General features: G+C 64.8%; 22 protein-coding genes and 1 tRNA gene. 11 read left to right on the top strand and 12 right to left on the bottom strand.

Annotation, left to right across the window (positions count from 1 at the left end; translation table 11 throughout):
• Positions 1-25: 25 nt before the first annotated feature.
• From EH209_RS14325 to EH209_RS14315, 3 genes are read right to left on the bottom strand one after another with little or no spacing between them, the layout of a single operon-like run.
• A complete protein-coding gene (locus EH209_RS14325; RefSeq protein WP_126663523.1) occupies positions 26-289 on the bottom strand; it encodes a lipoyl domain-containing protein in 264 nt (87 codons plus the stop codon).
• Positions 286-1,332, bottom strand: a complete 1,047-nt coding sequence (locus tag EH209_RS14320; RefSeq protein WP_126663522.1) for an alpha-ketoacid dehydrogenase subunit beta — start codon at positions 1,330-1,332, stop codon at positions 286-288. The genes EH209_RS14325 and EH209_RS14320 overlap by 4 nt, the downstream gene beginning before the upstream one ends.
• A complete protein-coding gene (locus EH209_RS14315) occupies positions 1,332-2,351 on the bottom strand; it encodes a thiamine pyrophosphate-dependent dehydrogenase E1 component subunit alpha (protein WP_126663616.1) in 1,020 nt (339 codons plus the stop codon). The genes EH209_RS14320 and EH209_RS14315 overlap by 1 nt, the downstream gene beginning before the upstream one ends.
• Before the next feature lie 142 nt (positions 2,352-2,493).
• Between EH209_RS14315 and EH209_RS14310 the strand changes: the two genes are divergently transcribed.
• Both EH209_RS14310 and EH209_RS14305 read left to right on the top strand, forming a co-directional pair.
• On the top strand, positions 2,494-3,120 hold the full coding sequence (locus EH209_RS14310; RefSeq protein WP_126663521.1) for a universal stress protein: 627 nt from the start codon (positions 2,494-2,496) through the stop codon (positions 3,118-3,120).
• A 506-nt stretch (positions 3,121-3,626) separates the two neighbouring features.
• Entirely contained in the window at positions 3,627-5,132 is a 1,506-nt protein-coding gene (locus EH209_RS14305) for an HTTM domain-containing protein (RefSeq protein WP_126663520.1), read from the top strand.
• Positions 5,133-5,822: 690 nt separating this feature from the next.
• Here EH209_RS14305 and EH209_RS14300 read toward each other — a convergent pair.
• From EH209_RS14300 to EH209_RS14275, 6 genes are all read right to left on the bottom strand, one after another.
• Positions 5,823-5,896: transfer RNA gene (locus EH209_RS14300), tRNA-Thr, on the bottom strand.
• Between the two features lie 11 nt (positions 5,897-5,907).
• Positions 5,908-6,429 (bottom strand): GNAT family N-acetyltransferase, encoded by a 522-nt coding sequence (locus tag EH209_RS14295; RefSeq protein WP_126663519.1) that lies wholly within the window; start codon positions 6,427-6,429, stop codon positions 5,908-5,910.
• Positions 6,395-7,621 carry a phosphoglycerate kinase gene (locus tag EH209_RS14290; protein WP_126663518.1) on the bottom strand — a complete coding sequence of 409 codons (1,227 nt, stop codon included), beginning with the start codon at positions 7,619-7,621 and terminating at the stop codon, positions 6,395-6,397. The genes EH209_RS14295 and EH209_RS14290 overlap by 35 nt, the downstream gene beginning before the upstream one ends.
• A gap of 136 nt (positions 7,622-7,757) precedes the next feature.
• The gene (locus EH209_RS14285; RefSeq protein WP_008896858.1) at positions 7,758-8,378 is read right to left on the bottom strand and encodes a CBS domain-containing protein; all 621 of its coding nucleotides are present in this window, start codon (positions 8,376-8,378) and stop codon (positions 7,758-7,760) included.
• A gap of 173 nt (positions 8,379-8,551) precedes the next feature.
• Entirely contained in the window at positions 8,552-9,313 is a 762-nt protein-coding gene (locus EH209_RS14280) for a GTP cyclohydrolase III (protein WP_126663517.1), read from the bottom strand.
• A 144-nt stretch (positions 9,314-9,457) separates the two neighbouring features.
• Positions 9,458-9,784, bottom strand: a complete 327-nt coding sequence (locus tag EH209_RS14275; protein ID WP_126663516.1) for a DUF5785 family protein — start codon at positions 9,782-9,784, stop codon at positions 9,458-9,460.
• A 329-nt stretch (positions 9,785-10,113) separates the two neighbouring features.
• Here EH209_RS14275 and EH209_RS14270 point away from each other — a divergent pair, with 329 nt between their 5' ends.
• The 4 genes from EH209_RS14270 to EH209_RS14255 all read left to right on the top strand — a co-directional run bounded on the left by EH209_RS14270 (position 10,114) and on the right by EH209_RS14255 (position 15,465).
• Positions 10,114-12,690, top strand: coding sequence for an AAA family ATPase (locus EH209_RS14270; RefSeq protein ID WP_126663515.1), 2,577 nt, complete (start codon positions 10,114-10,116; stop codon positions 12,688-12,690).
• Entirely contained in the window at positions 12,683-14,029 is a 1,347-nt protein-coding gene (locus EH209_RS14265; protein WP_126663514.1) for a hypothetical protein, read from the top strand. Before EH209_RS14270 ends, EH209_RS14265 begins: the two co-directional genes overlap by 8 nt.
• 388 nt (positions 14,030-14,417) lie before the next feature.
• Complete coding sequence (locus EH209_RS14260; protein ID WP_249038800.1) at positions 14,418-14,969, top strand: nucleotidyltransferase domain-containing protein; 552 nt, start codon at positions 14,418-14,420, stop codon at positions 14,967-14,969.
• Positions 14,962-15,465 (top strand): DNA-binding protein, encoded by a 504-nt coding sequence (locus EH209_RS14255; RefSeq protein WP_126663512.1) that lies wholly within the window; start codon positions 14,962-14,964, stop codon positions 15,463-15,465. Before EH209_RS14260 ends, EH209_RS14255 begins: the two co-directional genes overlap by 8 nt.
• Before the next feature lie 84 nt (positions 15,466-15,549).
• Here the strand turns inward: EH209_RS14255 and mct are convergent, their stop codons facing one another.
• A complete protein-coding gene (gene mct / locus EH209_RS14250) occupies positions 15,550-16,722 on the bottom strand; it encodes a succinyl-CoA:mesaconate CoA-transferase (RefSeq protein WP_126663511.1) in 1,173 nt (390 codons plus the stop codon).
• A 138-nt stretch (positions 16,723-16,860) separates the two neighbouring features.
• Between mct and glmS the strand changes: the two genes are divergently transcribed.
• The 5 genes from glmS to citE all read left to right on the top strand — a co-directional run bounded on the left by glmS (position 16,861) and on the right by citE (position 22,242).
• Positions 16,861-17,316, top strand: a complete 456-nt coding sequence (glmS, locus tag EH209_RS14245; protein WP_126663510.1) for a methylaspartate mutase subunit S — start codon at positions 16,861-16,863, stop codon at positions 17,314-17,316.
• Entirely contained in the window at positions 17,317-18,756 is a 1,440-nt protein-coding gene (locus tag EH209_RS14240) for a methylaspartate mutase subunit E (RefSeq protein WP_126663509.1), read from the top strand.
• Position 18,757: 1 nt separating this feature from the next.
• Entirely contained in the window at positions 18,758-20,041 is a 1,284-nt protein-coding gene (locus EH209_RS14235) for a methylaspartate ammonia-lyase (RefSeq protein ID WP_126663508.1), read from the top strand.
• A complete protein-coding gene (gene mch, locus EH209_RS14230) occupies positions 20,034-21,101 on the top strand; it encodes a 2-methylfumaryl-CoA hydratase (RefSeq protein ID WP_126663507.1) in 1,068 nt (355 codons plus the stop codon). The genes EH209_RS14235 and mch overlap by 8 nt, the downstream gene beginning before the upstream one ends.
• A 97-nt stretch (positions 21,102-21,198) precedes the next feature.
• Positions 21,199-22,242: an L-malyl-CoA/beta-methylmalyl-CoA lyase gene (citE, locus tag EH209_RS14225; protein WP_126663506.1), complete on the top strand. Its 1,044-nt coding sequence runs from the start codon at positions 21,199-21,201 to the stop codon at positions 22,240-22,242.
• A 69-nt stretch (positions 22,243-22,311) separates the two neighbouring features.
• Here citE and EH209_RS14220 read toward each other — a convergent pair whose 3' ends face one another.
• Both EH209_RS14220 and EH209_RS14215 read right to left on the bottom strand, forming a co-directional pair.
• Positions 22,312-23,643: a hemolysin family protein gene (locus EH209_RS14220; RefSeq protein WP_126663505.1), complete on the bottom strand. Its 1,332-nt coding sequence runs from the start codon at positions 23,641-23,643 to the stop codon at positions 22,312-22,314.
• A 256-nt stretch (positions 23,644-23,899) separates the two neighbouring features.
• On the bottom strand, positions 23,900-24,988 hold the full coding sequence (locus tag EH209_RS14215; protein WP_126663504.1) for an AI-2E family transporter: 1,089 nt from the start codon (positions 24,986-24,988) through the stop codon (positions 23,900-23,902).
• Between the last annotated feature and the right edge of the window lie 60 nt (positions 24,989-25,048).

The following is a 25,048-nucleotide window of genomic DNA, read 5'->3' as shown; positions in this document are numbered from 1 at the left end:
CGAGAGGACTCGAGCGCGGCCGCCGCTACGCCGGGGCGATCCAGGCGAGGACGGCCCCGCGCTCGAACTCGTCGTCTTCCTCGAGGACGATCTCGTCGATCGTGCCGTCTGTCGGCGCCGGAACGTCGACGCTGACCTTCTCGACCTGGAACTCACAGAGGGCGTCGCCCGCCTCGACGCCGGCCCCTTCGCTCAGGAACCAGTTGACGACGACGCCCTCGTCCTCGTCGGTGTCCTCGGGCCAGACGTCGCCGGTGTCGACGGCGACGCGGTCGTCATCCGAACTCATTCGTCACCGCGGGCCGCGCGGACGGCATCCGTGATGTCCTCGGCATCCGGGATGACCTCGTTCTCCATCGGCCGTGCGTAGGGAAGCGGGACGTCCGGGACGGCCACCCGCTCGACGGCCTCGAGGTCGGCGAGTCCGTCCTCGGCCACCCGCGCGACGATCTCGCCGGTGACGCCGAACGAGCGGTAGTCCTCGTCGACTACGACGAGGCGGCCGGTCTTCGCGACCGAGTCGCGGACGGTCTCGGTGTCAAGCGGCACCAGCGTTCGGAGGTCGATCACTTCGGCGTCAATCCCGTCGTCCGCGAGGTCGTCGGCGGCCTCGAGCGCGCGGTGGACGTGCAGGCCGAGCGTGACGACGGTCACGTCCGTTCCCTCGCGCTTGACGTCGGCGCTGCCGAAGGGAATCGTGTAGTCGTCTTCCGGAACGGGCGTCTTCGGGCCGTCTGGCGCCGGCAGCCAGCCGATGCCCATGAGCCGCTTGTGGAAGAGATAGACGACCGGATCGTCGTCACGGATGGCGTTGTGCATCAGCCCCTTCGCGTCGTAGGCGGTCGACGGGACGACGACCTTCATCCCCGGCAGGTGGGCGAACGTCCCGTAGAGGGCCTGGGAGTGCTGGGCGGCGTCGTTGTATGTGCCGCCGACGGCGGCCGTCAGCACCATCGGAACGCTGACGGAGCCGCCGCTCATGTAGGTGTTCTTGGCCATCTGGTTGTAGATCTGATCCATCCCGACGCCGAAGAAGTCGACGAACATGAGTTCGGCAATCGGTCGCATCCCGGCCTGAGCCGCCCCTACCGCGGCGCCAATGTAGGCCGTCTCGCTGATCGGGACGTCCATGATGCGGTCGCGGCCGAACTCCTCGAGCAGGCCCTCAGTGCTGTCGAAGATGCCGCCGTAGTCGGCGACGTCCTCGCCCATGTAGAAGACCTCGTCGTCCTCACGCATTTCGTGGGCGATGGCCTCGACCATCGCGCGGCTCATCGTCAGCGATCGGTCCGTCTGCCGTTCTTCCGCCGGATCTCGCTCCTGTTGTGCCATCAGTCGTCACCTCCGGCCTCTGGTTCCGCAACGTTCGGTTCGCTGTCCGTCACGCCCGACGGCGGATTCGAGAACACGTCTTCGTGGGCGGCCGCCGGTTCGGGCTCCGGTTGCTCTTTCGCCCACTCGATCGCCTCCTCGACGCGCTCCCGAGCGCTCGAGCGCAACTCGTCGATCGTCTCGTCGTCGACGTCGTGGGCCCGCAGGTCCGACTCGAGGCGGTCGATCGAGTCCCGCCGCTCGGCCGCGGCCTTGTCCTCGTCGGAGCGGTAGGCCTCGGGGTCGCCCATGAAGTGACCCATGCGTCGGTGGACCTGGACCTCGAGCAGCGACGGTCCGTTCCGGTCTCGAGCGCGACCGATCGCCTCCCGCGCGGCCTCGTAGACTGCGACGGCGTCGTCGGCGTCCACGCGGGTTCCCGGCATATCGAAGCCGTCGGCGCGCCGCGCGCCGTTCTTGACGTCGGTGACGCGATCTTTGGGCATGCTGATCGCCCAGTCGTTGTCCTCGACGACGAAGACCACGGGAAGGTTCTGGACGGCAGCCAAATTGAGCGACTCGAGGAACGCGCCCTGATCGATCGCCCCCTCACCGAGAAACGCGACCGCGACGCTGTCGGTATTTCGTTTCTTCGCGGCCAGTCCGGCGCCGACCGCGGGCGGGCAGCCCTCGGCGATGATCCCGCTGCACGCGAAGTTGACGTCTGGATCGAAGAGGTGCATGTGACCGCCCTTCCCCTTGCTCAGGCCCGTCTCGCGGCCGAAAATTTCGGCGGTCATCCGCTTCAGATCGACGCCCTTTGCGACGGCGATGTGATGGGGTCGGTGCGGCGCCGTCACCGTGTCGTCGTCGCGCAGATGCTGGCAGACGCCCGCGCCCGATGCCTCGTGGCCCGCGGCGAGGTGTAACTCGCCGGGAATCGGCCCGGCGGAGATGTCGAACGCCGGTTGCTTCCCCTCGAGGTACTCCTCCTGAAGGCGCTCCTCGTACTGGCGCGCCGTCACCATGGCCTCGTACATCTCTTGTAGGTCGGTAACAGGTACCATGCTCGGTGGGTGTCACCACATCGATCGATAAATAGCTAGGCACCGGAACGGCGACGCGAGTCCCCTAGAGCGGGACTCGAGGCTATATACGTCCGGATTCCTAACGTCCGATACCATGTATCAGGACGTGCTCATTCCGACGGACGGGAGCGACGGGACCCGCCAATCGATCGACCACGGAATGGCCATCGCACAGCAGTTCGGGGCGACCATCCACGCGCTGTCGGTCGTTCCAGAGGGGCCCCTCGGGACGCTACAGAGTGATACGGCGATCGCCGCCGCCGACCGCGCCGTCGCGCGCGTCGAGCGGGAGGCCACCCGTAAGGGCGTCGAGGTCGTGACGGCGGTCGAGCAGGGCGTTCCCCACGAGGAAATCCTCGAGTACGCCGACGAACACGACGTCGACATGATCGTCATGGGGACCCAGGGCCGGACCGGCCTCGACCGCGTGCTAGTCGGGAGCGTCACCGAGCGCGTCGTTCGGATGGCCGACGCGCCGGTCGTGACCGTTCGCCTCACCGAAAACGTCCGGATCGACGACGCCGACGAGGCGACCCGGATCGCCCGCGAGGCGCTCGCCGAGGAAGACGGCTCGCTCGACCCGGCGGAAATCACCGTCCTCGAGGACCCCCATCGAACCAGCGCCTCCTGGATCGTCCCCCTCGAGACGGCGACCGATACCGTTCACGTCCACGTCGATGCCGTATCGGGCGAGGCGCGGACCGCGAAACGACCCGAGTGACCGGCCGCGGGACACTACCGTTTGGGCCGAGAGAGCGGCGGTGACGATTCGGTCGCGTTCTGGATCGAATCGGTCGGTAACGGGCTCGAGTCGACGTCCCGTCGTGCCACTACCTACACAGTTTGGCAATGGAGCTATCACTATCTGGGACGTTCACGCTAATGACGAGGGAGGAACACCTAGTCGTTGCCAGTAGGGGGGTTCCGACTCTGAGACAGTTCCCTCGTCCTCGGTTATCATCGTTCCACCGTCGGCTTTCGCCGGCCGACTTTTTCAGGCACTCGAATCGGTACCTGCCGGACCACCGGCGAGTGACGGCTCCGGTCTCTCGAGTCGAGTCTATCCAGTAGGTTCGCTCAGCAGGTCGTCGCTGCGGCTTTCGTCCGTCTCGAGAGTCCTCGTCTCATTCGCTCTCAGACTATTCCAATAGCGGCACAATGTGACGGAAGAAGTGACACTACAAAGCACTTATACTAGCGATCGAATCTGCCGGACGTCACTCGCCGATGAGTTCGTCACAACAGGACCCGAAACCGACCGGTCGATCCCGCGCGACCCTCGAGCGACTCCACGCGGTCGCGAGACCGCGTCTGGGCATCGATCCGCGAGCGCTCGGTGCGTTTCGGATCGTGCTGGGAGTGCTCCTACTCGCCGATCTGGCGTTCCTCCGGGTGCCGGGGCTAGTACCGTTCTACACCGACGGCGGCGTCTTCCCGCGCTCGGCGCTCGCCGACGTCTATCCCACGTTTGCGGCCGCGTCGCTCCACGCGGTCTCCGGCGCGGCGTGGGTACAAGGGATGCTGTTCGCGATCGCCGGCGTCGCCGCCGCGTGTCTCCTCGTCGGCTACCGGACAAAGCTCTCGCTGGGGCTCTCTCTGGTCCTGCTGGCCTCCCTGTTCGCCCGGAACCCGCACGTGGTCAACGGCGGCGACACCATCCTGCTCACGTTCCTGTTTCTGGGCCTGTTCCTGCCGCTCGACGCGCGCTGGTCGCTCGGTGACCGCCGGCGGAGCGACGACGAGCGCCCCGTCTACTCGCTCGAGACGGCAATTCTCTGTGTCCACTTCGTGACCATCTACGCGGCGAGCGCGGTCCACAAGTTCCAGAGCGAGGCGTGGCTGTCCGGGACGGCGGTACCCCGGATCTTCCATCTCGAGGAGTACATCGTGTTGCTCGGGCCGTCCCTCGCCGAGTTCGGGACGGTGCTCACCGCGATCAACTGGCTCTGGGTCGCCATGCTCTCCGTCTCGCCGTTCCTGCTTCTGTACACCGGGCGGCCGCGGACCGCACTCGCCGCCGCGTTCGTCTGCGCGCACCTCGGGATGGCCGCGACGATGCGTCTGGGCGCGTTCCCGTTCGTCATGATCGCCGGCCTGCTCCTGTTCTTCCCGGCACCGGTCTGGCACCGGCTCGAGGAGATTACAGCTCCCGTCGCTCCGAGCGTCCGGCAGCGGTTCCCGTCCTCGATTCGGGTGAATCGAATCGGAGAAACCGGACCGCTACTGCCCGGCTCGAGGCCACGCCTCCCCCGCGTCCGGCGGGGTGTCCGAGTCGGGAGCACCGCGTTGCTCGCTGGCGTATTCGTCGCGATACTCTGCTGGCAGGTGGCGAGTCTCGGAATCGCCGAGGATTCGACGCCGGATCTGGACGGCGAACTCTCGGACGTGAGCTGGTCGTTCTTCGCGCCGAACCCGCCGGACACCTCGAGCTGGTACGCGATCGAGGCGACCCTCGAGTCGGGCGAGACGATCGACGCGGTCGACGGCGGCGCAGTCGCGTTCGATCCGCCGCCGGACGCCGCCGAGACGTACCCGACGACGCTCTGGCACCGGTACGGCGTCGATATGCGGTACGCCGGCGAGTCGCAGTACGAGCCGGCAGCGGGGTACGTCTGCGCAGCGTCGGATCGAGACCTCGAGTCGGTGACGATCTATCACCTCGAGCAGCCGGTCGAGGCGGACGGGCCGGCCGGCGACCCAGTCGTGAACGAGCGGGTCACCAGACGCTGTTGAGCGCCCGTCTCCGAACGCGTCGGCAACGGCTGCGAACGATCGGCCGGCTGCGATGTCACTCGGAGCGCTCCGAATCGTCCGAAACCCGGTCCAACGTGGGACTAGCCGGCCAGTAGGCTTAATTTGCGGTAGTCGAATACTCGAGTGGCGGGATGGGGAGTCCGCCGTTGCCGACGACTACCGTTCGACTCGAGACATTCGAAACGACCACACCGGTCGCTGCCGATCGGAATCGCTTCGCTATCAATAGTCGATTTTGATCGACACGCCACCGGTCGAAAGGGGAGTTCCGACGCCGACTTCCGTCGGCGTTTCGGGTGACACTACGTGCCGGTACCGGGGTGTCCGAGTCGAAGGCAACTTGGGAGTGGATGTGAGATCTGGCGTTCTCAGGGAGATGCGACCCGGACAGTATCCAGTATCGGCGAGTCCGTAATAATAGTCCGGAGCGTTTCGAGTCGTGAGTCGTCCCCGTCGCGGGCGATTCTCGTTGCTCGAGAGGGGATCTGCCGGAATCTCCGTTAATTCTGGAAGTATCGATATCTGTCGGTAGCGGATTTGAGCCTAAGGATTCAAGCCAGGGAGGGGATTTGGACCACGGCCGAGAACCTGCTCACTTCGTTCGCAGAACCTCGGTCTCATTCAAATCCCGGCTCGCTGCTGACGCTCACGAATTTGTTCGCGTCAGCAAGCCAGGGCGGGGATTTGAACCCCGGGAGTCTCGATTACAAGTCGAGTGCATGAACCACCCATGCTCCCCTGGCGCAGTTTCGGGTTAGCCGTCCTCCTTTGAATGTGTATCGTTTTCCGAACGGTCGTCGCCGAGGTCGCGTTCCATCGCGACCCGATAGGTCTCGTACCCCTTCCGCTCGTAGAACCGCCGGGCGGCCTCGTTGTGGGCCATCACCTCGAGCACCACGACTTCGGCGCCCTGGGACGCGAGTTCGTCCTCGACGGCCTCGAGCAGCGCCGTTCCAACGCCCTGCTCGCGGGCGGCGGGAACGACGTAGATGTTCGAGAGCACGCCGCGGGTGGCGTCGAGCTGGAGCGAGCCCCGTTCGACGGAAAACGAGGCGAAGCCGACGACAGTCTCGCCGTCGCGGGCGACGAGCAGCCCGTCGTTGACCTGGTGGGCCGCGAGCGTGTCCCGCATCGTCTCCCGGTTGGCGTCGGCGCGGACGTAGGAGTCGTGTCGGCGCTGGTCTCGAGCCAGTCGGACCCACAGGTCCGCGACCGTCTCGACGTCGTCGGCGGTGGCGCGTTCAATCGTCAGCCGGCTGTTGTCGTTTGGGTCCATCCTGAAGTGCGGTCACGGCGGGCAGCGGTTCCGCGGTGAGCATCCGCAGGGCGGCGCCGCCGCCGGTGCTAACGTGTGTGAAGCCGTCGACGCCGAGGCTGCGCAGCGCGGAGGCGGTGTCGCCGCCGCCGACGATGCTCATCTCGACGTCGGTCGCGGCGCCGTAGAGCTGCCGGGTTCCCGTCGCGAACGCCTCCTCCTCGAAGACGCCGGCGGGGCCGTTGAGGATGACCGTGCCCGCGTCCTCGAGCAGGCGTTCGTAGTAGGCGAGCGTCGAGCTACCGATGTCCATGGCGGCCTCCTCGTCGCCCGGCGGGAGGGCGTTGACGCCGAGTTCGTGGCGCTCGCCGTCGCGTTCGACGGCGACGTCTCGCGGGAGCGCGATACTGTCGCCGTAGGCGTCGAGCAGGTCGGCGGCGCGATCAATCTCGTCCCAGTAGCCCTGGTCGTAGATGAAGTCGGAGCTGGCGTCGCCGACGTCGACGCCGTCGGCGATGAGGAAGACGTTGCCGACGACGCCCGCGGTGAGGACGTGGTCGGCCAGCCCCTTCTCGAGGACGGACCAGGCGACGTCGATCGAGTCCGGGACCTTCGCCCCGCCGAGGACGTAGATCCGTGGTTCCGGGGTCTCCTCGATCGTCCCGAGGACGTCGAGTTCCGACTCCATCACGCGGCCGGCGTAGCCGGGGAGGACGGTCGGGAAGCCGACCAGCGAGGGCTGGGAGCGGTGGGCCGCGGCGAAGGCGTCGTTGACGTAGACGTCCAGCGCCGGGGCCAGCCCCTCTACGAGGTGGGTTTCGGCGGCGCGGTCGGGATCAAACTCCATGTACTCCTCGCTGTAGAAGCGCGTGTTCTCGAGGACGAGGCAGTCGCCGTTCTCGAGGTTCCGGACGGCTTCGCGGGCGGCGTCGCTGAACGTCGTGTCCACGTGGTCGACGGGCCGCTCGAGCAGTTTCGAGAGCCGCTCGGCGTGGGACTCGAGGGAGACGAAGTCGTCGCCGCCGGGCCGGCCCTGGTGAGCGAGGACGGCGACCCGGCCGCCGCGCTCGAGCAGTTCCGAAAGGGTGTCCACGTGGGCACGCAGTCGGGCGTCGTCGGCGAGGGTACCGTCGTCGCCGATCGGGCTGTTGATGTCCACGCGGACGCCGACGGTGGTCCCTTCGACGTCGAGGTCGTCGAGGGTATCGATCATTGTCCACAGGTGCACCGCGGCACCCGAAAGGTCTTTCCATCGGAGAAATCGCTGTCGGTGACTGTGTCACGCTATTGTTTAACACACAACGGTACGTGTCCGCTCGGAGCGGTGCGGACCGCCGGCTCCTCGACGGTCACACCGTGCGACAGTCCGCACAGACCAGTTGGCCGTTGGCGTCCCACAGCGCCTCCGCGAGCGAGCCGCAGGCTTCGCAGACGCCCTGGGTTGTGTACTCGTCGCCGCCGTTGGCCAGCATCCGCGAGTCGAGACTCTCGCCGGCGGGCTGGGACTGCGCGGAGCGCTCGTCCGACGGCTGCGCGCCCTCGAGTCCCGTCGCAGTGTTGGCCGTTCGCCCGGGTGTCATCGTGGCCTGGAACGAGCCCGCGGCGGCGATGACGTCGCGCTGGGTGAGCAAGCCAACCACGCCCTCGTCGTCCTCGACCACGACGTTGCGGATGCTCTCGCGGGCCATCGCGTCGGCGACGTCGGTGAGCGACCGGTCCGGCCCGAACGTGATGACCGGCGAACTCATGACATCGCCGACAGTCGTCTCGGACGGATCGCGCTCGTCGGCGACGACGTCGAGGACGTCCCACTCTGTCATGATTCCGACCGGCTCGCTCCCGCGGACGACGAGGACGCAACTCGAGCGCTCCTCTCGCATGAGTTCAACGGCGCCGCGAACCGTGTCTGACTCGCTGACGCCGACGTAGTCGTTCGTCAGGACCTCCCTGACCGACAGTTCCGATTCCATGTGTGAAAGATAGCCACACACCGGCTAAAAGCTACCCCCGCCACTCTTAAGCGAATCGGGATCGAAGTTCCGTGAGTCGGTTTCTCGGCCGTTCTACCGCGGAAAACTGTCCGCTACGCTGGCGACATCCCGTCCCCGAATGGTCGCACTCCCGGCGCGATCGCTCGAATCGCTCACCACTCGAGTTCGACGCGGGTCCCGTCGGCCCGACAGGTCTCGAGGGCGTGTTTCGCGGCGAAGCCGGCGTCGTGGGCGCACTCCCCGCGGCCGACGCCGACCTGCAGTTCGACGTCGACGGCCTCCTCGACGTGGTAGATGGCCTCCTCGTAGTCACCTTCGTCGAGGTCCGGGCAGGTGACGATGATGTTGTCCCCACCGACGAAAAACGAGAGGCTCTCGTGGGCGTGGCGCATGTGCCGCATGAGTTCGGCGTACCCCTGTTCGATCTCGATGAACGTGTCGAAGGCGTTGAGTTCGTCGGTGTAGGTGCCGGTCGCGTTGATGACGTCGAAGTGGGCGATCTGGACGTCTTCGGCGGTTCGGTCGGCGGGGCCGACGGCCCGGCCCTCGAGACACTCGCGTCGATCCTCGTCCTGTGCGCTGCCGGCGTCCTGGACGCGCGCGGTCGCGTCGGCCAGCGCCTGCACGGGACTGGTATCGGCCGCGACGCCGAGGCTGAGCGTCACGGGGTACCGATTGCCGACGGACTCCTGGAGGAGCGCGTGATCCTCGAGATCGAGGCCGTTCGTGACGGCGATCATGTTGTCGAAGCGAGTGAAGAAGGTGTAGCCGCCGCGGTTGCCGACGAACTGGGAGATGTCGGCGTAGAGCCGGGACTGCATCGTCTGGAGGTCGGCCTCCCGTCGCGGCTCCGGTGTGACCGTCCACGGCCCGTAGTTGTCGATCTGAACGAGCGTAACCTGCGTATTAGTCACGGTAGCAGTTGGTTTCGAACGCCGTCGTATAAGCGATACGTAATCCAGATTCGTGATGGGGACACGAACGGGAGACTCGAGGGGACTCTCAAGTAGGGAGGGGCCTCGAGTCGAGAACGGAGGCGAGACGCGACCGCGTCCGCGTCAGGCGTGTTTCCGCTCGGGGTTCTTCCCCTGCGGGTGGTACTCCCAGAAGTCGCCGGCGCGCATGGCGTCGCCGACGGCCTTGTGCATGTCGAGGATCGTCTCGAAGCGCTCGGGTTCGACGTTCTCGAAGATCTCGCGCATCGGGACGACGCGCTTGTAGTTGATCCGGATCGGGTAGTCTCCGTACTCCTCGACGAACTCGTCGCGGACCATCGGGAAGTCCTCCTCCTCGTCGACCTTGTCCGCGATGATTCGCATGTCGTACTTGCGCATTCCCTCGCTGCCTTCCTCGCCGTCGGGATCGACGGGCCAGTCGCTGCTCATACTCCGACGTGTGCAGGGGTCCCGCAAAAGGGTTACTCTCTTCGGGCGACAATCGGTGACACAACATCGGTGAGACCGGACTCTGTGTGACGTTCGTCACGCCGATCGTCTGCAAACAGACAATTGGAACGGCCGTCCCTATCGGCGTCAGGTGATCCCGCCCTCGAGTTCGAGTCGGAACTTGGGCAAGGATCCGAAATGTATGCGAGTCGGTATTACGGAAGGATTTATGGGACGATACTGTCTCGGTTTAGGAACCAATGACGTCTGGGGGACGCGAATCGGCTGCGGACTCTCTTACCAGCGATCCGATAGTCTACCAAGTGCCGGTGAAAACGGCGGATGACGAACCGATCCGGATCAACTTCGACCGAACTGTCATCGATGGGGTTCCTCGAGAACGGCTCACGGATATCTGCGATATTCCGGTCGAGAGCGAGACGGTTCGTGTCTGGGGAAACCAAGCGGATGAGGCCGCTAACGGCGGTGATTATCTCTTGTTTGCGGATCGCGACGGTCACTTCGGCGGCGAGTATACGTATCTGGCTCGTATCGAGCGAGCGACGATTCTGGACGACAAGACGGCAGCGGCGTTTACGGACGCCGTCGGCTGGGGAGAGGTCTCTGACGAGTCGTACCCCCACGTGCTGTTTCTCGAGCCCGTGTACGAAACGACGCTCAATCGCGAGAATTTCTGGGAGACGGTCGGGTATAGCGGGTGGCCGAACAACACGTTCGCCCGTATCAAATTCGATCGCACCGGATCAACGTTCTTCGAGGAGTACGATTCCGTCGCTGACCTCATCGAACAAATCCGTGGCACTCGGATCGACTCGTCCTCGGCAGCCGACGACTACGAGACCCTCGAATCCGCGATCGCTGACGTTCGAACGCGACTCGAGGAATCCTCGAAAGAGACATCGTGGCTCGAAACGCGCCTCGGAGAAGCACTCATTATCGAATGGTCGGCGGCGCTCGAGGGGTTCAAACCGTCCGGAACCGTTACTTCGAGTACCGCTGCGACGTTCGATCAACTGCGAGCGATCTACGAATCGATCGAGCCCGAACTCGTGGAGACTGCGGACGAACTCGGCATCGGGTCACACTTCTCGTTCTCGCCAGCGAAAACGCTGTTTCTCTGCTGGGTTCGTATACTGCAAGCGAAAATTGCCGACGGCGGTGCACCGTTGAGTCAGCCTCGATTGAACAGTATTCTCCGCGACACGTACACCGTCGAGGGCGAAGAGACCAGCTCTCGCCCGACGGATATCGACCATCCCGTACTCTCCCATATTAGAGAAACGTCACCGACGGTCTATGCGTTCACTGCGCCGCCTGAGGACTGGCTCACGACCGTTAGATACGGTTCGATCTTGTTCGAAGAGGCGAATCGAAACCACTGGACCGACCTCTCCGAAGGAGACGTCGTCGTACTTCACGCTCGAGGAGAGTCGTCGGACGATGAACTCGCTACCCAGCAGAGCGGTGTCATCGGCGTCGGAATCATCGGTCGGCGGTTCGAGACGAACGACCCATGGTGGCAAGACGAACACGAGGACGAGTCGTATTCGCTCATCGCGTCGTTCGATCGACTCTTCCTCACGGGTTCGATCGGCGAAATCGATACATCGCGATCGATCACCGAAAAGTCGACCTCGAGGATCGATCGGGAGGCTGCTGCACTGACGAGCGATCTCCTCCCGACCGATCGAGCGAACGAGATCTGTTCCGGGACGTCCAGTACCGAGTTCCCGGTTCAGTCGATGTACGCGACGTTCCGGGCGGAAGACGGGGCCGTCGATCGCGACCGACCGATCGCGCTCGTCGAAGCGATGGCCGAGTCGTTGACCGAAGTGACGACGGTCAACGTCCACGAGTCGTGCCGTGGATCGATCCCTGACGACACGCTCGAGGGGCTTTACTTCCCCGACGACGGGGATGAGCGAGTACTCGAGCAGATCACGACAGCCCTCCAGTCGGGCAAACACATCCTCCTGACCGGACCGCCGGGAACTGGCAAGACGGAGATCGCTCGACGCGTCTGTTCGCATCTCACGGCCAGGTATCCGTACCTGTACTCGGACTACGAGATGACGACGGCGACGGCCGACTGGTCGACGTTCGACACGGTCGGCGGCTACATGCCGAACGAATCGACCGAGAGCGACGGTGACGACCTCGCGTTCACGCCCGGAATCGTCCTCAATCGACTCAAGAACAATCGGACGGAAACCCAATCGAACGAGTTGATCGTCATCGACGAACTGAATCGCGCTGACATCGACAAGGCATTCGGACAACTCTTCACGCTCCTCTCCGGCCAGTCGGTGCAGCTACCGTACACCAAGGACGGTCGCGAGATCGAACTCACGACGACCGACGAACTGTCGGGACGCCCTGCCGACCACCAGTACCTCGTCCCGGACTCGTGGCGAATCTTCGCGACGATGAACACCTACGACAAGACGTCGCTCTACGAGATGAGCTACGCGTTCATGCGTCGGTTCGCGTTCGTCCGCGTCCCCGCCCCCGAACTACCGGCCGACGATGGCCAGTTAGAGGATCTCGTCTACGAGTACGCCGACGCGTGGGGGCTCGATCCCGACCGGAACGTCGCGATGGCGACCGGGCGCGTCTGGCGGGAGACGAACCACGCCGTCGAAGAGCGAGCGATCGGACCGGCGATCATCGAGGACGTCCTCCGGTACGTGAACCACCATCCCGAATCGGATCTCGAGTACCATCTCACACAGGCGGTTATCAGCTATATCTTCCCGCAACTCGAGGGGGTTCCGAAGCGGCGACAGATCGTCCGCGATATCGCGGCCGTTAGAGAGATCGACGACTCGCTGCTCGAGCGGGCCGCTCGAGAGATGCTGCAGGTGACGGTCGCGGAGAATGAATAGGGACGAACTCCTCGACCAACTGAGCGAAGACATCCTCGCTCACGTGATGCAAGGATCGTTCCCCGAACGGAAGCTGGCGCAGTCGATCAAGCCCGAACAGTTGGACGACCGATTCGAGGAGTACGAACTGCTTCTCGACTTGCACTTCATCCTCAAATCCGACGTCGTCGATTTCGTGCGGGATCTCTCGATGCACCTGCGAAGCATTCGAACCGAAACGCGGACGACGTCACGAACCCGCCGCGGCGCGGTCGACGGGCGGATCAACTGGAGCGAGACGATCAAAAAGCGCTACTCCGAACACCCTCGAGATCGGTCGATCTTCGTCTGTGACGACCGGATGGAGGATTACGACATTCCCGAGAATATCGTTCTCAAGCGGCTGATATCGATCGTTCATACGACGATTCGAGAGGCCGAAGAGTACCTCCGCAGCGACTACGACTGGGTCCGAGAGACGTGGACGGGCAACGAGAATCTGATCGACGAACTGCAGCGGATCGTCGATCGAAACGTCCACATTCGCCGCATTCGCGATCCGGACGCCTACGAGCCGACGGAACGCATGCTCACGACCGCCGCAGACTCGCGCCACGCGGTGTATCGCGAGGCGGCCTCCCTCCTCAAATCTCGAGAGCGACTATTTAACGGCGATCCCGACGCGATTCGCCAACTGCTCGAGGAGACGGCGATCGCGCCCGACGATCAGGATTCGCTGTTCGAACTGTTCGTCCTCTTTCGATTCGTCGCGACGCTCGAGCGTCTTCGAGAGAGCCAACCGGAGTACAAGACGATCGCGACGGGTCGACAGGAGGTGGCCCGGTTCGAAGACGACAAGGAGATCGTCCTCTACCACGACAACTCCGCGGGCGATCGGAACCTCTCGTTCGTCGCTGAACCGGACGAGGACGCGGAAACTCTCTCCCGAACGGACAAAGTCCAACTCGAGGCTCAGGATATCGCCGGCAACTACTTCGAACGGGACTTCAGGAATCACACTGGTCGTCCCGACGTCATCGTTCTCGAGGTCATCTCCGAAGACAACGATCAGCACGAATACCTGATTGTGGAGGTCAAAAACAGCGCCAACGTCGACACGATCCGTCGAGGAATCAAGGAGACGCTCGAATACCTCGCCTTCCTCCGTGTCAACGAGGAGTTCGTCTTCGGCCCCGACGAGACGGAGTACTTCGGCTCGGGCTGGAACGGACTCCTCGTTGTCCAAGATCGCGACGACGACCCGCCCTCGCTCGAGGAACAGTCCGAGAACCCGGTGACGATTCTGCAGGCGTCGGAGTTAGAGCGGAACCTCGAGCGCATACTACGCGAGATTCTGTAACTCGCGATCTTCGATTCGGTCGTCGAGATAGTGGCCGGAAAAGAGATTTGACCCACTGGCCGTCGATGACCTCGAGTCGCTATCTCGCAGTACCATCACGTCCGAGAGTCGGCAGACACTCGTCCGGAACGAGCGGGACCGTCTCGAGATGCCAGCCGATCCTGATCAAAAACATCCAGTAGTATATAAGGAATTGCAGGATCTAATATAAACTATAAGTAGATCGCGTAAGGTATCCCTTACAATGAAAACGAAACCGAACACGTCGTCGACGGATCGGACGACCATAACCCTCGATATCCCCGTTGAAGACGGCCGATTATTCCGAAGCGAGGTGATCGATGATGTTCTCTCACTTTTAAGTCGAAATCCCGACAACGAGTTCTCGATGACGGAGCTCGCGAACGCGGTCGATCACTCGAGGCCGAGCGTTACCAACGCGATCGATGTGCTCTCGAGTAACGATCTCGTCACCGCGGAACGGAAGGGCCGAAAGCGGATGGTGCGGATCAACCGTGAGCGGCTCTCCGTTCCCGACAACCCATATTTCCAGATCCCGCAGTCGGAGTTCCACGCGCCCGTACAGACGGCCGTCGAGACGCTCGCGGACGAACTGGACGACGTGGTCGGAATCGTCCTGTACGGGAGTGTGGCTCGAGGCGAGGCCGACCGACGAAGCGATATCGATCTTTGGGTGCTGGTCGAGGGCGGTCGAATGGAAGCCCAGCGGGAAGCGAACCGAATCCGTCAGCACCTCGAGGAGGAATCGTTCGACGGCGATCGATACGAGTACGAGGTCGACGTCGAAGCGCTGCAGGCGGTTCCGAACTACCTCTCCGAACTCCGCGAAATCCTGCGAGATGGAATCGCGCTCTACGAAACTGAGGACTTTGGAACGGTTCGGAACGTGATCAGTCAGGGCGGTGATGGGGATGCGTGACGGGTCCGATCCGAACGCGATTACCGACGCCCTCGAAACCGCTGTCGACGCGTTCAACGAGGAGGGACACGGAATCCCGACGTACGAGGAGACGATCGACACGGACGACGAGTGGACATCCCAACTCACGAAGGGGTGTACGCTACTTCACGTCATCGAACGACTCGACGGTGACGGCTACTATACCGCAACGATCGAACTCTGTTTCGGAGCCATCGAACGGTCGATAGAGGCGTACGCGCTCGCAGAGGGCGGAGACGAACTACGGGACTTCCACGATCACACGTACTGTTACGATCGAGCATCGGAGCTCGCGCTGCTCTCCCGCTCGACGACTGACAGGCTCGCGGGACTGTACACCGAGAACCGGACGGACAGCTACTACGGCGGAAAACGGCCGACGAAGGAGCAAGCAGACGTCATGCAATCACTGGCGCAGGAGATCCATCGTCACGTCACGAACCAGATCCGAAAGGGCGGTGTGTGCCGCTGTTAGACGGTACGTGTCCGGAGAGATTTCAATCTGACCCACCGTACGCCCCTCTCAGTTCCGTCGAAGAATACCGAATACGACCGTCGCTCAGTCGTCGGCCGTCTTCTCCGCCCGCTCACCCAGAATCTCCTCGCGGTGCTCGTCTAACAGCGGCGCGCGACCGCGAGGCCTGGGCTCGGTCTCGCTCATTTTGATCGGGTTGCCCGCGATCTCGACGTCGCGGTCGGCGCCGGGCTGTTCGACGGGCACGAGCATGTCTCGCGCGTGGACGTGCGGGTCGTCGAAGATCTCCTCGGTGGTCTGGACCTTGGCGGCCGGGACCCGGCCCTCGAGTTTGCTCACCAGTTCCTCGTTGGTCTGTGCGAGGGTCCAGTCGGCGATCTCGTCGCGGAGCGACGCGCGGTGCTCGAGACGTTCCGCGGTCGTCGGATACGTTTCGGCGAGGTCCTCACGGCCCATCACGTCGCAGAGTTCGGCCCAGTGGTTGTTGTTGAACGCGGCGATGACGGCGTAGCCGTCGGCGGTCTCGAAGGCGTTGTAGGGGAAGAGCGTGGGGTGGGAGTTGCCCCGTCGAGTCGGCGCCTCGCCCGTGTAGGACTGCTGGTAGACGGCGCGCTCGGTGAAGCTGAGCATCGAGTCGTACATGGCGGTGTCAACGTACTGGCCCTCGCCGGTCTGTTCGCGGTGGTTGACGGCGGCCAGAATGCCGATGCAGTTCAGCGTCGCGGTGAAGAGGTCGCCGACGCCGGGGCCGGTCTTCGTCGGCGGGCCGTCGGGCTGGCCGGTGGTCTCCATGACCCCGCCCAGCGCCTGTGCGATGAGGTCGAAGGAGGGCTGACCCTGCCGCTCCGTTTCGCCCGTCCGCGGGTCGCCGAAGCCGCGGATCGAGGAGTAGATGAGGTCGTCGTTGTGCTCTTTGAGGGTTTCGTAGCCCAAATCGTACTTCTCCATCGTCCCCGAGCGGTAGTTCTCGACGACGATATCGGCCGCCTCGACCAGCGAGAGGAAGTCCGCGCGATCGTCCTCGTCGCCCAGGTTCAGCTCGATGCTCTTCTTGCCGCGGTTGACGCTTTGGAAGTAGCCGCCGTAGGCCTCCGTCTCGGGGTCGTCGACGAACGGCGGGTTCGAGCGAATCATATCGCCGCCCGGCCGCTCGATTTTGACGACGTCCGCGCCCATGTCCGCGAGCAACATCGTGCAGTACGGCCCGGCCAGCACCTGGGTCAGATCGAGCACGCGCAGATTCGAAAGCGCTCCCATGTACCGGACCCTTTTTCAGGCCGGCACCTAAACCTTATCATCGATAATGTACATTGTGACACCGTCCCATAGGGACGCTATTAGGACGGTTAAGGTGTATTATCATGGAAGATCATTAACTTTATAGTCCGGTTCCTCATGGTTCTGCATACGATGTCCCAAACGGTCGTCCTCGGCGTGATCGGCTCCGACGCTCACGTCGTTGGAATCACCATCCTCGAACAGGCCTTCAGCGCAGCGGGCTTCGACGTGATCAACCTCGGCGTCCAGACCTCCCAGGAAGAGTTCGCCGAGGCCGCCGTAGCACACGACGCTGAGGCCGTACTGGTCTCCTCGCTCTACGGCCACGCCGAGCAGGACTGCCAGGGATTCCACGAGGTCCTCGAGGACGCCGGGGTCGACGCCGTCACCTACATCGGCGGCAACCTCGCCGTCGGCCAGGACGAGTTCGAGCGGACCCGGCGCACGTTCCGGCGGCTCGGCTTCGATCGAGTCTTCGACTCCGAGACGGACCCCGAAGACGCGATCGCGGCGCTTCGGGAGGACCTGCAGATCAGACCGACCGAGTCCGAACGGGCTACCATCAGTTCGTAGATGATACGAGACGAACGCATTCCCGCCGACGAGCTACGGCGTATCGACGAAGAAATCCGGTCGAACTGGTCGACGGGCGACGACGTCGACTTCGAGGACGCCGTCGCCTACCACGAGTCGCTGCCCGATAACAAGCGATTCGCGGACGTCCTCGAGTCGGCCGACAAACCGCTCTTGCAACCGCGAGCCGGCGTCCCTCGGCTCGATGACCAGATCGAACTCCTCGAGTACCTCCACCGGGAGGGGCAGGCGGACCTCCTGCCGACGACCATCGACTCGTACACGCGCGACAACGAGTACGAGAAGGCCCAGCAGGGCCTCGAAAAAGCGCGTGAGACCGGCGACGACACCCTCAACGGGTTCCCCGCCGTCAACCATGGCGTCGACGGCTGCCGGGAGCTGATCGACTCGATCGACGCGCCGATCGAGGTCCGTCACGGAACGCCCGACGCCCGGCTGCTGGCCGCAATCACCTTCGCCGGCGGCTTCCAGAGCTTCGAGGGCGGTCCGATCTCGTATAACATTCCGTACACGAAACGCCACGGCCTCGAGGAGACCATCGAGAAGTGGCAGTTCGTCGACCGGCTGGCGGGCGCCTACACCGAGCGGGGCGTGCGGATCAACCGCGAGCCCTTCGGCCCGCTGACGGGTACCCTCGTCCCGCCGTCGATTGCCATCGCGATCATGATCGTCGAGGGCCAGCTCGCCGCCACGCAGGGCGTCCGATCGATCACGCTCGGCTACGGGCAGGTCGGCAACGTCGTCCAGGACGTCGCCGCCCTGAACGCCCTGAAGAAGCTGGGCAACGAGTACCTCCCCGACGAGGTCGTCGTCACGACGGTCTTCCACGAGTGGATGGGCGGCTTCCCGCCGGACGAGGCCCGCGCCAACGGCGTGATCGGCCTCGGCGGGATGACCGCCGCCATCGCCCAGCCGGACAAGGTCATCACCAAGTCCCCCCAGGAGTTCCAGGGGGTCCCGACCAAGGAGGCCAACTCCGCCGGCCTGCGCACCACGCGGCAGGTCATCGACATGGCCATCGAGCAGAAAATCGACATCGACGGCATCGCGGAGGAACAGGACTTGATCGAGCGCGAGACCCGGTGTCTGATGGACACCATCTTCGAGCACGGCGACGGCGACGTCGTCCAGGGCACGATCGAGGCCTTCGATTCCGGCGCGCTGGACGTCCCCTTCGCGCCCAGCGACAGCGCGAAGGGCGCCGTCCTCCCCGCGCGGGACGACGACGGTCGAGTCCGTATCTTCGAGTGGGCCGACCTCGAGATGGACGACGACATCAAGGAGATCCACAAGGCGCGGCTCTCGCGCCGGGCCGACACCGAGGGCCGCAAACAGTCGTTCCGCATGGTCGCGGACGACGTCGACGCGATCAGCGACGGCAAGCTCATCGGCCGACCGCAGTCAACGGGTGACGTCTAACATGGAAATCACAGGAGTCCACGCGACGCCCGGTTACTCCGGGTTCTTCTTCGACGACCAGCGCGCGATCAAGCGGGGCGCACAGCAGGACGGGTTCACCTACGAGGGCGAGCCCGTCACCGACGGCTTCGACGAGATTCGCCAGGCCGGCGAGACGATCATCGTCGATATCGAACTCGCCGACGGAACCGTCGTGCGCGGCGACTGCGCCGCGGTCCAGTACTCCGGCGCCGGCGGGCGCGATCCACTCTTCCAGGCGGAGGAGTACGCTCCCGTCGTCTCCGGCCCCGTCGCCGACGAACTCGAGGGCCGCGACGCGACCGACTTCCTCGAGAACGCGGAGACGCTCGAGAACATGCACGTAGACGGCGACCGGCTCCACACGGCGATCCGCTACGGCGTCTCGCAGGCCCTGCTGTCCGCGGCCGCCGAAGCCCAGCACACCACGCGCACGGACGTGCTGGCCGACGCCTTGGGCACCGAGCCCGCCACGGAGCCGGTGCCCGTCTTCGGTCAGTCCGGCGACGACCGCTACAACAACACCGAGAAGATGTTCGTCAAGGGCGTCCCCGTGCTCCCCCACGCCCTCATCAACAGCGTCGAGAAGATCGGCGAGAACGGCGAGACGCTCCTCGAGTACGTCGAGTGGCTCACCGAGCGCTCGCAGGAACTCGGACCGGAGGGCTACGAGCCCCGGTTCCATATCGACGTGTACGGCATGATCGGGGAGGTCTTCGGCGCGCCCTACGACCGCGACGAGGTCGTCGACTACTTTGCGGCCCTCGAGGACGCGGCCGCACCGTACCCGATCCAGATCGAGGGGCCGATGGACGTCGGCGACCGCGAGGATCAGATCGCGGCGATGGTCGAACTCCGCGAGGGGCTGGCTGAGGCCGACGTCGGCGTCGACATTGTCGCCGACGAGTGGTGCAACACCTTCGAGGACGTGCAGGCGTTCGTCGACGCCGAGGCTGCGGACCTCGTGCAGGTCAAGACCCCCGATCTCGGCGGAATCCATCGCAGCGGGCAGGCGGTTCGCTACTGCGAGGGGACGGAAACCCGCGCCTATCTGGGCGGCACCTGCAACGAGACGGAGACCTCCGCGCGGGCCTGCGCCCACGTCGCGCTCGCGACCGACGCCGCGCAGGTGCTGGCCAAGCCCGGGATGGGCTTCGACGAGGGCTACATGATCGTCGAAAACGAGATGCGACGGACGATCGCACGACGGAATCGCCAACAGCGACGGACCGGGAGCGAGACGGACGAGGTGACCGCAGATGACTGACTGGACCGACCCAGACACGTTCGCACAGGCGCTCGAGCGAGCCGATACGAAGGAGAAGGGCAACTGCTTCGAGGACTTCGAAGAGGGGGACGTCATCGAACACGACCCCGGCCTCACCCTCACGCGCTTCGGTAACGAGCAGTGGATGAGCCAGACGCTCAACCACGACCCTGCCTACTGGCGGACCGACGCCGCCGAAGCCCGCGGTTTCGACGAACCGCCGATCCACCCGGACTATCTCACCGCCGCGACGCTGGGGATCACTGTCGAGGACCTGAGCGAGAAGGGGGGCTACTTCCTCGGCCGGACTGACGTCCGGTTCCCCGACACGCCCGTCTACGCGGGCGCCGAACTCCACGTCGAGAGCGAGGTCGTCAACTGCGCGACCTCGAACTCCCGGCCCGAGTACGGGATCGTCTCCTGGCACACCCGCGGGACGGATGCCGAGACCGGCGAGGTGCTCTGCTCCTACGAACGGACGAACATGATCCCGCGGCGCGAGCCGGTTGCGACGGACGGGAGCGGAGCCGCGGCCGCCGAGGAGAGCGAAGACAACGGTCCCGACCTCCCCGAGGAGTTCGTCGCTCCCGAGGGCGGCTACTTCGAGGACTTCGTCGAAGCGCTCGAGCAAGCCGGCGACGAGAACGCGGCCGTCGCCTACCGCCACGAGCGCGGCCGCACGCAGGACGACGTCACCGTCGCCTCGCTGCCGCTGGCGACGCTCAACACGGCCAAACAACACCACAACGTCGACGTGATGAGCGACTCGCCGTCAGGCGACATCGTCACCTACGGCGACGTCACCCGCTCAACCGCGCTGGGTCACGCCCGCTCGGACGAGGAGACCTGGCGCGAGGTCGGCTTCGACGACGAATCGTTCCACACGTTCGTCGCGGTCGGTGACACCGTCTACGCGTTTACGCGCGTTCTCGAGGCCGAAAATGATGCCTCGAGCGACGAGGCGGGTACCGTCCGGTTCGAACACATCGCGTTCAACCAGGACGACGAACCCGTCTACTCCGGCACGCGAACCGCGGAGATCCGGAAGCGCCCCAGCTAATCCGATCGAACAGGGAACCGACCGCGAACGATCGATACCGACCGCCGTCGACCGCAACCAACCGATACCGACCGCAGATCCACCCAGATCCAGACACATGACCGACGACATCCGACTCTGTCGAACCTTCCAGACCGCACCGGCCGCCGTTCCGAAAGACGACTCGGCGAAGTACCTCGTCTCCGCGCTCACCGCGGAGGGCTTTCAGGCGCCCGACTGGCTCGTTCCCGACATGGAGGACGGCACGGCGCCGAACATGAAAGCGGAGGGCCTCGAGAACACTATCGAGAAAGTCCCTGAACACGACTTCCCCGGGGAGATCTGGCCCCGCGTCGAGTGGAGCTACGAGGACGAGGAGTACCGCGAGAAGGGCCGCAACCAGATCGATCGCCTCGTCGGCGAGATCGGCGACGAGATCGACGGCGTCGTCGTCCCCAAGGTCGGCCGCCTCGAGGACGTCCGGCGCGCCGCCGAGGTCGTCGCGGAAGCCGAGGCCGAACACGGCTACGCCGACGGCTCGATCGGCCTCTCGATCATCGTCGAGACCGGCCGCGCTCGTTCCGACCTGCGCGAGATCACGATGTTCGGCGAGGACTCCCGACTCACCGGGCTCGTCTTCGGGCCCGTCGACTACACCGCCGAACTCGGCGGCCGCGACCTCGGCGACGGCCGCCCGCGCTGGGACGGCCTCCTCGAGGCGATGTCCAACGAGGCCAGCGCCGCCGGCCTCGTCTCGATCGGCGGTCCCTTCGACGATCTGTTCAAGGAACGGGCCGGCCTGACCTACTACAACGCCGACGAGTACGCGGATCAGGTCGAACACGAGGCCCGCCTCGGCCTCGACGGCTCCTGGTCGCTCTATCCGAAGCAGACGATCCAGGCCAACACCATCCACATGCCGACGCCCCAGGAACTCGAGCGCGACGTGAGCAAGATCGAGCGCTTCAACGAGGCCAAGCGCGAGGGCACCGGCGCGGTCACGCTCGACGGCCAGATGGTCGACGAGGCAACGTTCAAGAACTTCAAGAACACCGTCGAACAGGTCCGCGCGATCGACGAGATGCGTCCGGGACAGACCGAGGAGTACTACGACACCGACCTGCTCGAGCGCGCTCGCGACCTCGAGCTCTCCTACCAGTAAGCGTCGACTGAGGTCGGCGAGTTCGATTTTTGCGGCGCCCCGTCTTCGTCGGTAGCGTCGGCGACGCCCCTAGTCGGTCGACTCCTCGGCGCGCGGATTCTCGCGAACGATGAGCGACGCGATTCGGGCACCCTCAATGTCCTTGACCTCGAGGGCGTAGCCGTCGACTTCGACGTGGTCGCCGATCTCGGGGGCCCGGCCCAGCCGATCCAACACGAGTCCGCCGATGGTACCGAACTCGTCGCTCTCGAGGTCGGCGTCCAGTCGGTCGTTGACCGCGGAGACGGTGACGGCGCCGTCGATGACGTACGCGCCGTCGTCGCGGCGATCGATCGACGGCTCGTCGGCGTCGAACCCGTCGCGGAGGTCGCCGACGACCACCTCGATGACGTCCTCGACGGTGACGATCCCTTCGAAGACGCCCCACTCGTCGATGACCGCGGCCATCTGGGCCCGGTCCCCCTGGAACTGCTCTAAGAGATCGATGACGCGGGTCGTCTCCGGAACGACCGGCATCTCGCGGGTGACCTCGTCGACCGTCACGCGCTCGAGGTCGCCGTCGGACTCGCCCGCTCGCAACACGTCCTTGGCGTCGACGAAGCCGACCACCTGGTCGTCCTCGTCGGGGTCGAGCACCGGATAGCGGGTGTGTCCCTCCTCGAGGATCAGTGATCGAAGCTCCGAGAGCGACAGATCGCCGGTGATGGTGACGGCATCGGGGCGGGGCACCATCACCTCCTGCACGGTCGTGTCGTCGAGTTCGAAGACCTGTTCGATCATCTCCACCTCGCCGGTATCGATCTCGCCCTCGTGTCCGGAGCGGCTCAGGACGGTCCGGATCTCCTCCTCGGAGAGCGTCTCGTCAGTCTCCGACGCCGGCGGGATTCCGATCAGCCGCGTGAAGGCGTTGGCCGCCCCGTTGAAGACGATGATCCCGGGGATGAAGATCGTGTAGAAGAACTTCATCGGCGGCGAGACCAGCAGGGCCACGCGTTCGGCCCGGGCGATCGATATCGTCTTCGGCGCGAGTTCGCCGAAGACGACGTGCAGGAACGTGATGAAGCTGAAGCCGATGGCGAAGGCGACGAGGTGGAGCGCGCTCTCGGGAAGCACGGGCGCGAGCACCGGCTCGAGCAAGGCCGCGACCGCCGGTTCTCCGAGCCACCCCAGCCCCAGCGAGGCGATGGTGATCCCCAGTTGGGTGGTCGCGAGGTAGTCGTCCAAGTTATCGACGGCCTCCTGTAGGATCCCCGACCCGGCGCGGCCCTCCGCGACCGCCTGCTCGACGGCCGACGAGCGTACGCGGACGTAGGCGAACTCCGCGGCGACGAAAAAGCCGTTCAGGGCGACCAGCACGAACGCCCCGAACAGCCGCGCGAGGTCGGCGACGAGGTCTACCATCGCCGTTCCCTCCCGACTCGAGGCGATCTGCGAGCCGATTCGTATCCGGAGATCGATACCGCGACCGGAACCGGCGCCGAACACGAGGGGACGGCTGTCCGCGTCTCGTCCTCGTCGGCGGACGGTCGTCCGTCGACCGCGTTCGCAGTGACGACATCGCTCATACCCTGGAATCGTCACGCCGGCCACATAGTTACGGGGGTGACAGATGCAACGAGGGCGTGCCGTCAGCCGACGGGAGACTCGAGGCCGACGGTCACTCGGCGAGGGCCGCGCTCGCGAGGTCGGGAAAGATCCGGTGGGCGAAGTGGACCGCTAGCACGACGATGATCGGCCCGAGGAAGAGCCCGTACCAGCCGAACGCCAGCGTCCCGAGGAAGTACCCCAGCAGGACCAGTCCCATGTGGACGCCGCTGCGCGCGGAGAGCAGCGATCGGGCGAAGAAGTCCGGAACGGTGTCGATGATCGTAAACGAGAGGACGAAGAAGGCGATCGGCTGCCAGAACGGCACCGACGTCGCGATCGCGAGGCCGACCAGATAGAGGCCGTACGGGACGTAGACGATCTTCATCCCGACCGCGGGGATCAGCGTCCCGATTCCGATCAGGACGGCCAGCAACACCGGCGTGCCGACGACGGTACCCGACGCGACGAGGTTCAGGACGAGGTAGGTGACGGCGGCCATGGCCCCCGCGACCCCGACGACCGCGAGGTTGCTGAGGAAGATCGTCTCGAGGTCGTCGTCGACCGCCTCGAGGTACGAGACGACCTGATCGTCGTGGTCGACGCTGTCCGCGAACCAGCGGCCGAGCTTCGAGTCGTCCCGCAGGAGATAAAAGAGGAACGTGAGCATGAGGAACACCCGAACGAGGACCCCGACGACGAAGCCCGCGGCAGCGGACAGTTGACCGAGGACGCTCGGGAGGCCCTGCCGGAGCTCCGAGGCGATCGACCGGCCCGTGTCCGACGCGACCGTTTCCCGGAGCCGTCCGACGTTCCCATTGCGAGCCAGCGAGAGGTACGGGTCGAGAGCCGATCGATACGTCTCGAGATTGCTCGCGGCAAGGAACCGGTCGAGTTCCTGCAGGGCCGCGAATCCCGCGTAGCCGACGACGGCAACCATGGGGACGACGACGGCCAGAATCGTGATCGTCGCCGTGACGGTCGGGTGCTCGAGACGGCGATCGAGTAGTCGGTAGAGCGGTCGGGTGGCGTAGTAGAGGAAGATCGCGAAGAGGAACGTCCCGAAGTAGGCTCGGAGGGCGACGGCGATCGCGAGGGCGATGAGCAGGCCGAGACCGATCCAGACGACACGACGACTGCCCCACTCGCGGAACGCGTACATAGTGGGTCTCTCACCGGTCCGAGGCAAAAACGACAGGTGTGCGACTGCACGCCGCTCCGT

Origin of the sequence: Haloterrigena salifodinae, assembly GCF_003977755.1 — an archaeon.
In the GTDB taxonomy this organism is placed as follows: Archaea; Halobacteriota; Halobacteria; order Halobacteriales; family Natrialbaceae; genus Haloterrigena; species Haloterrigena salifodinae.
Note: the sequence above shows the minus strand (reverse complement) of the source record. Positions and strands in the feature narration are given on the sequence as shown.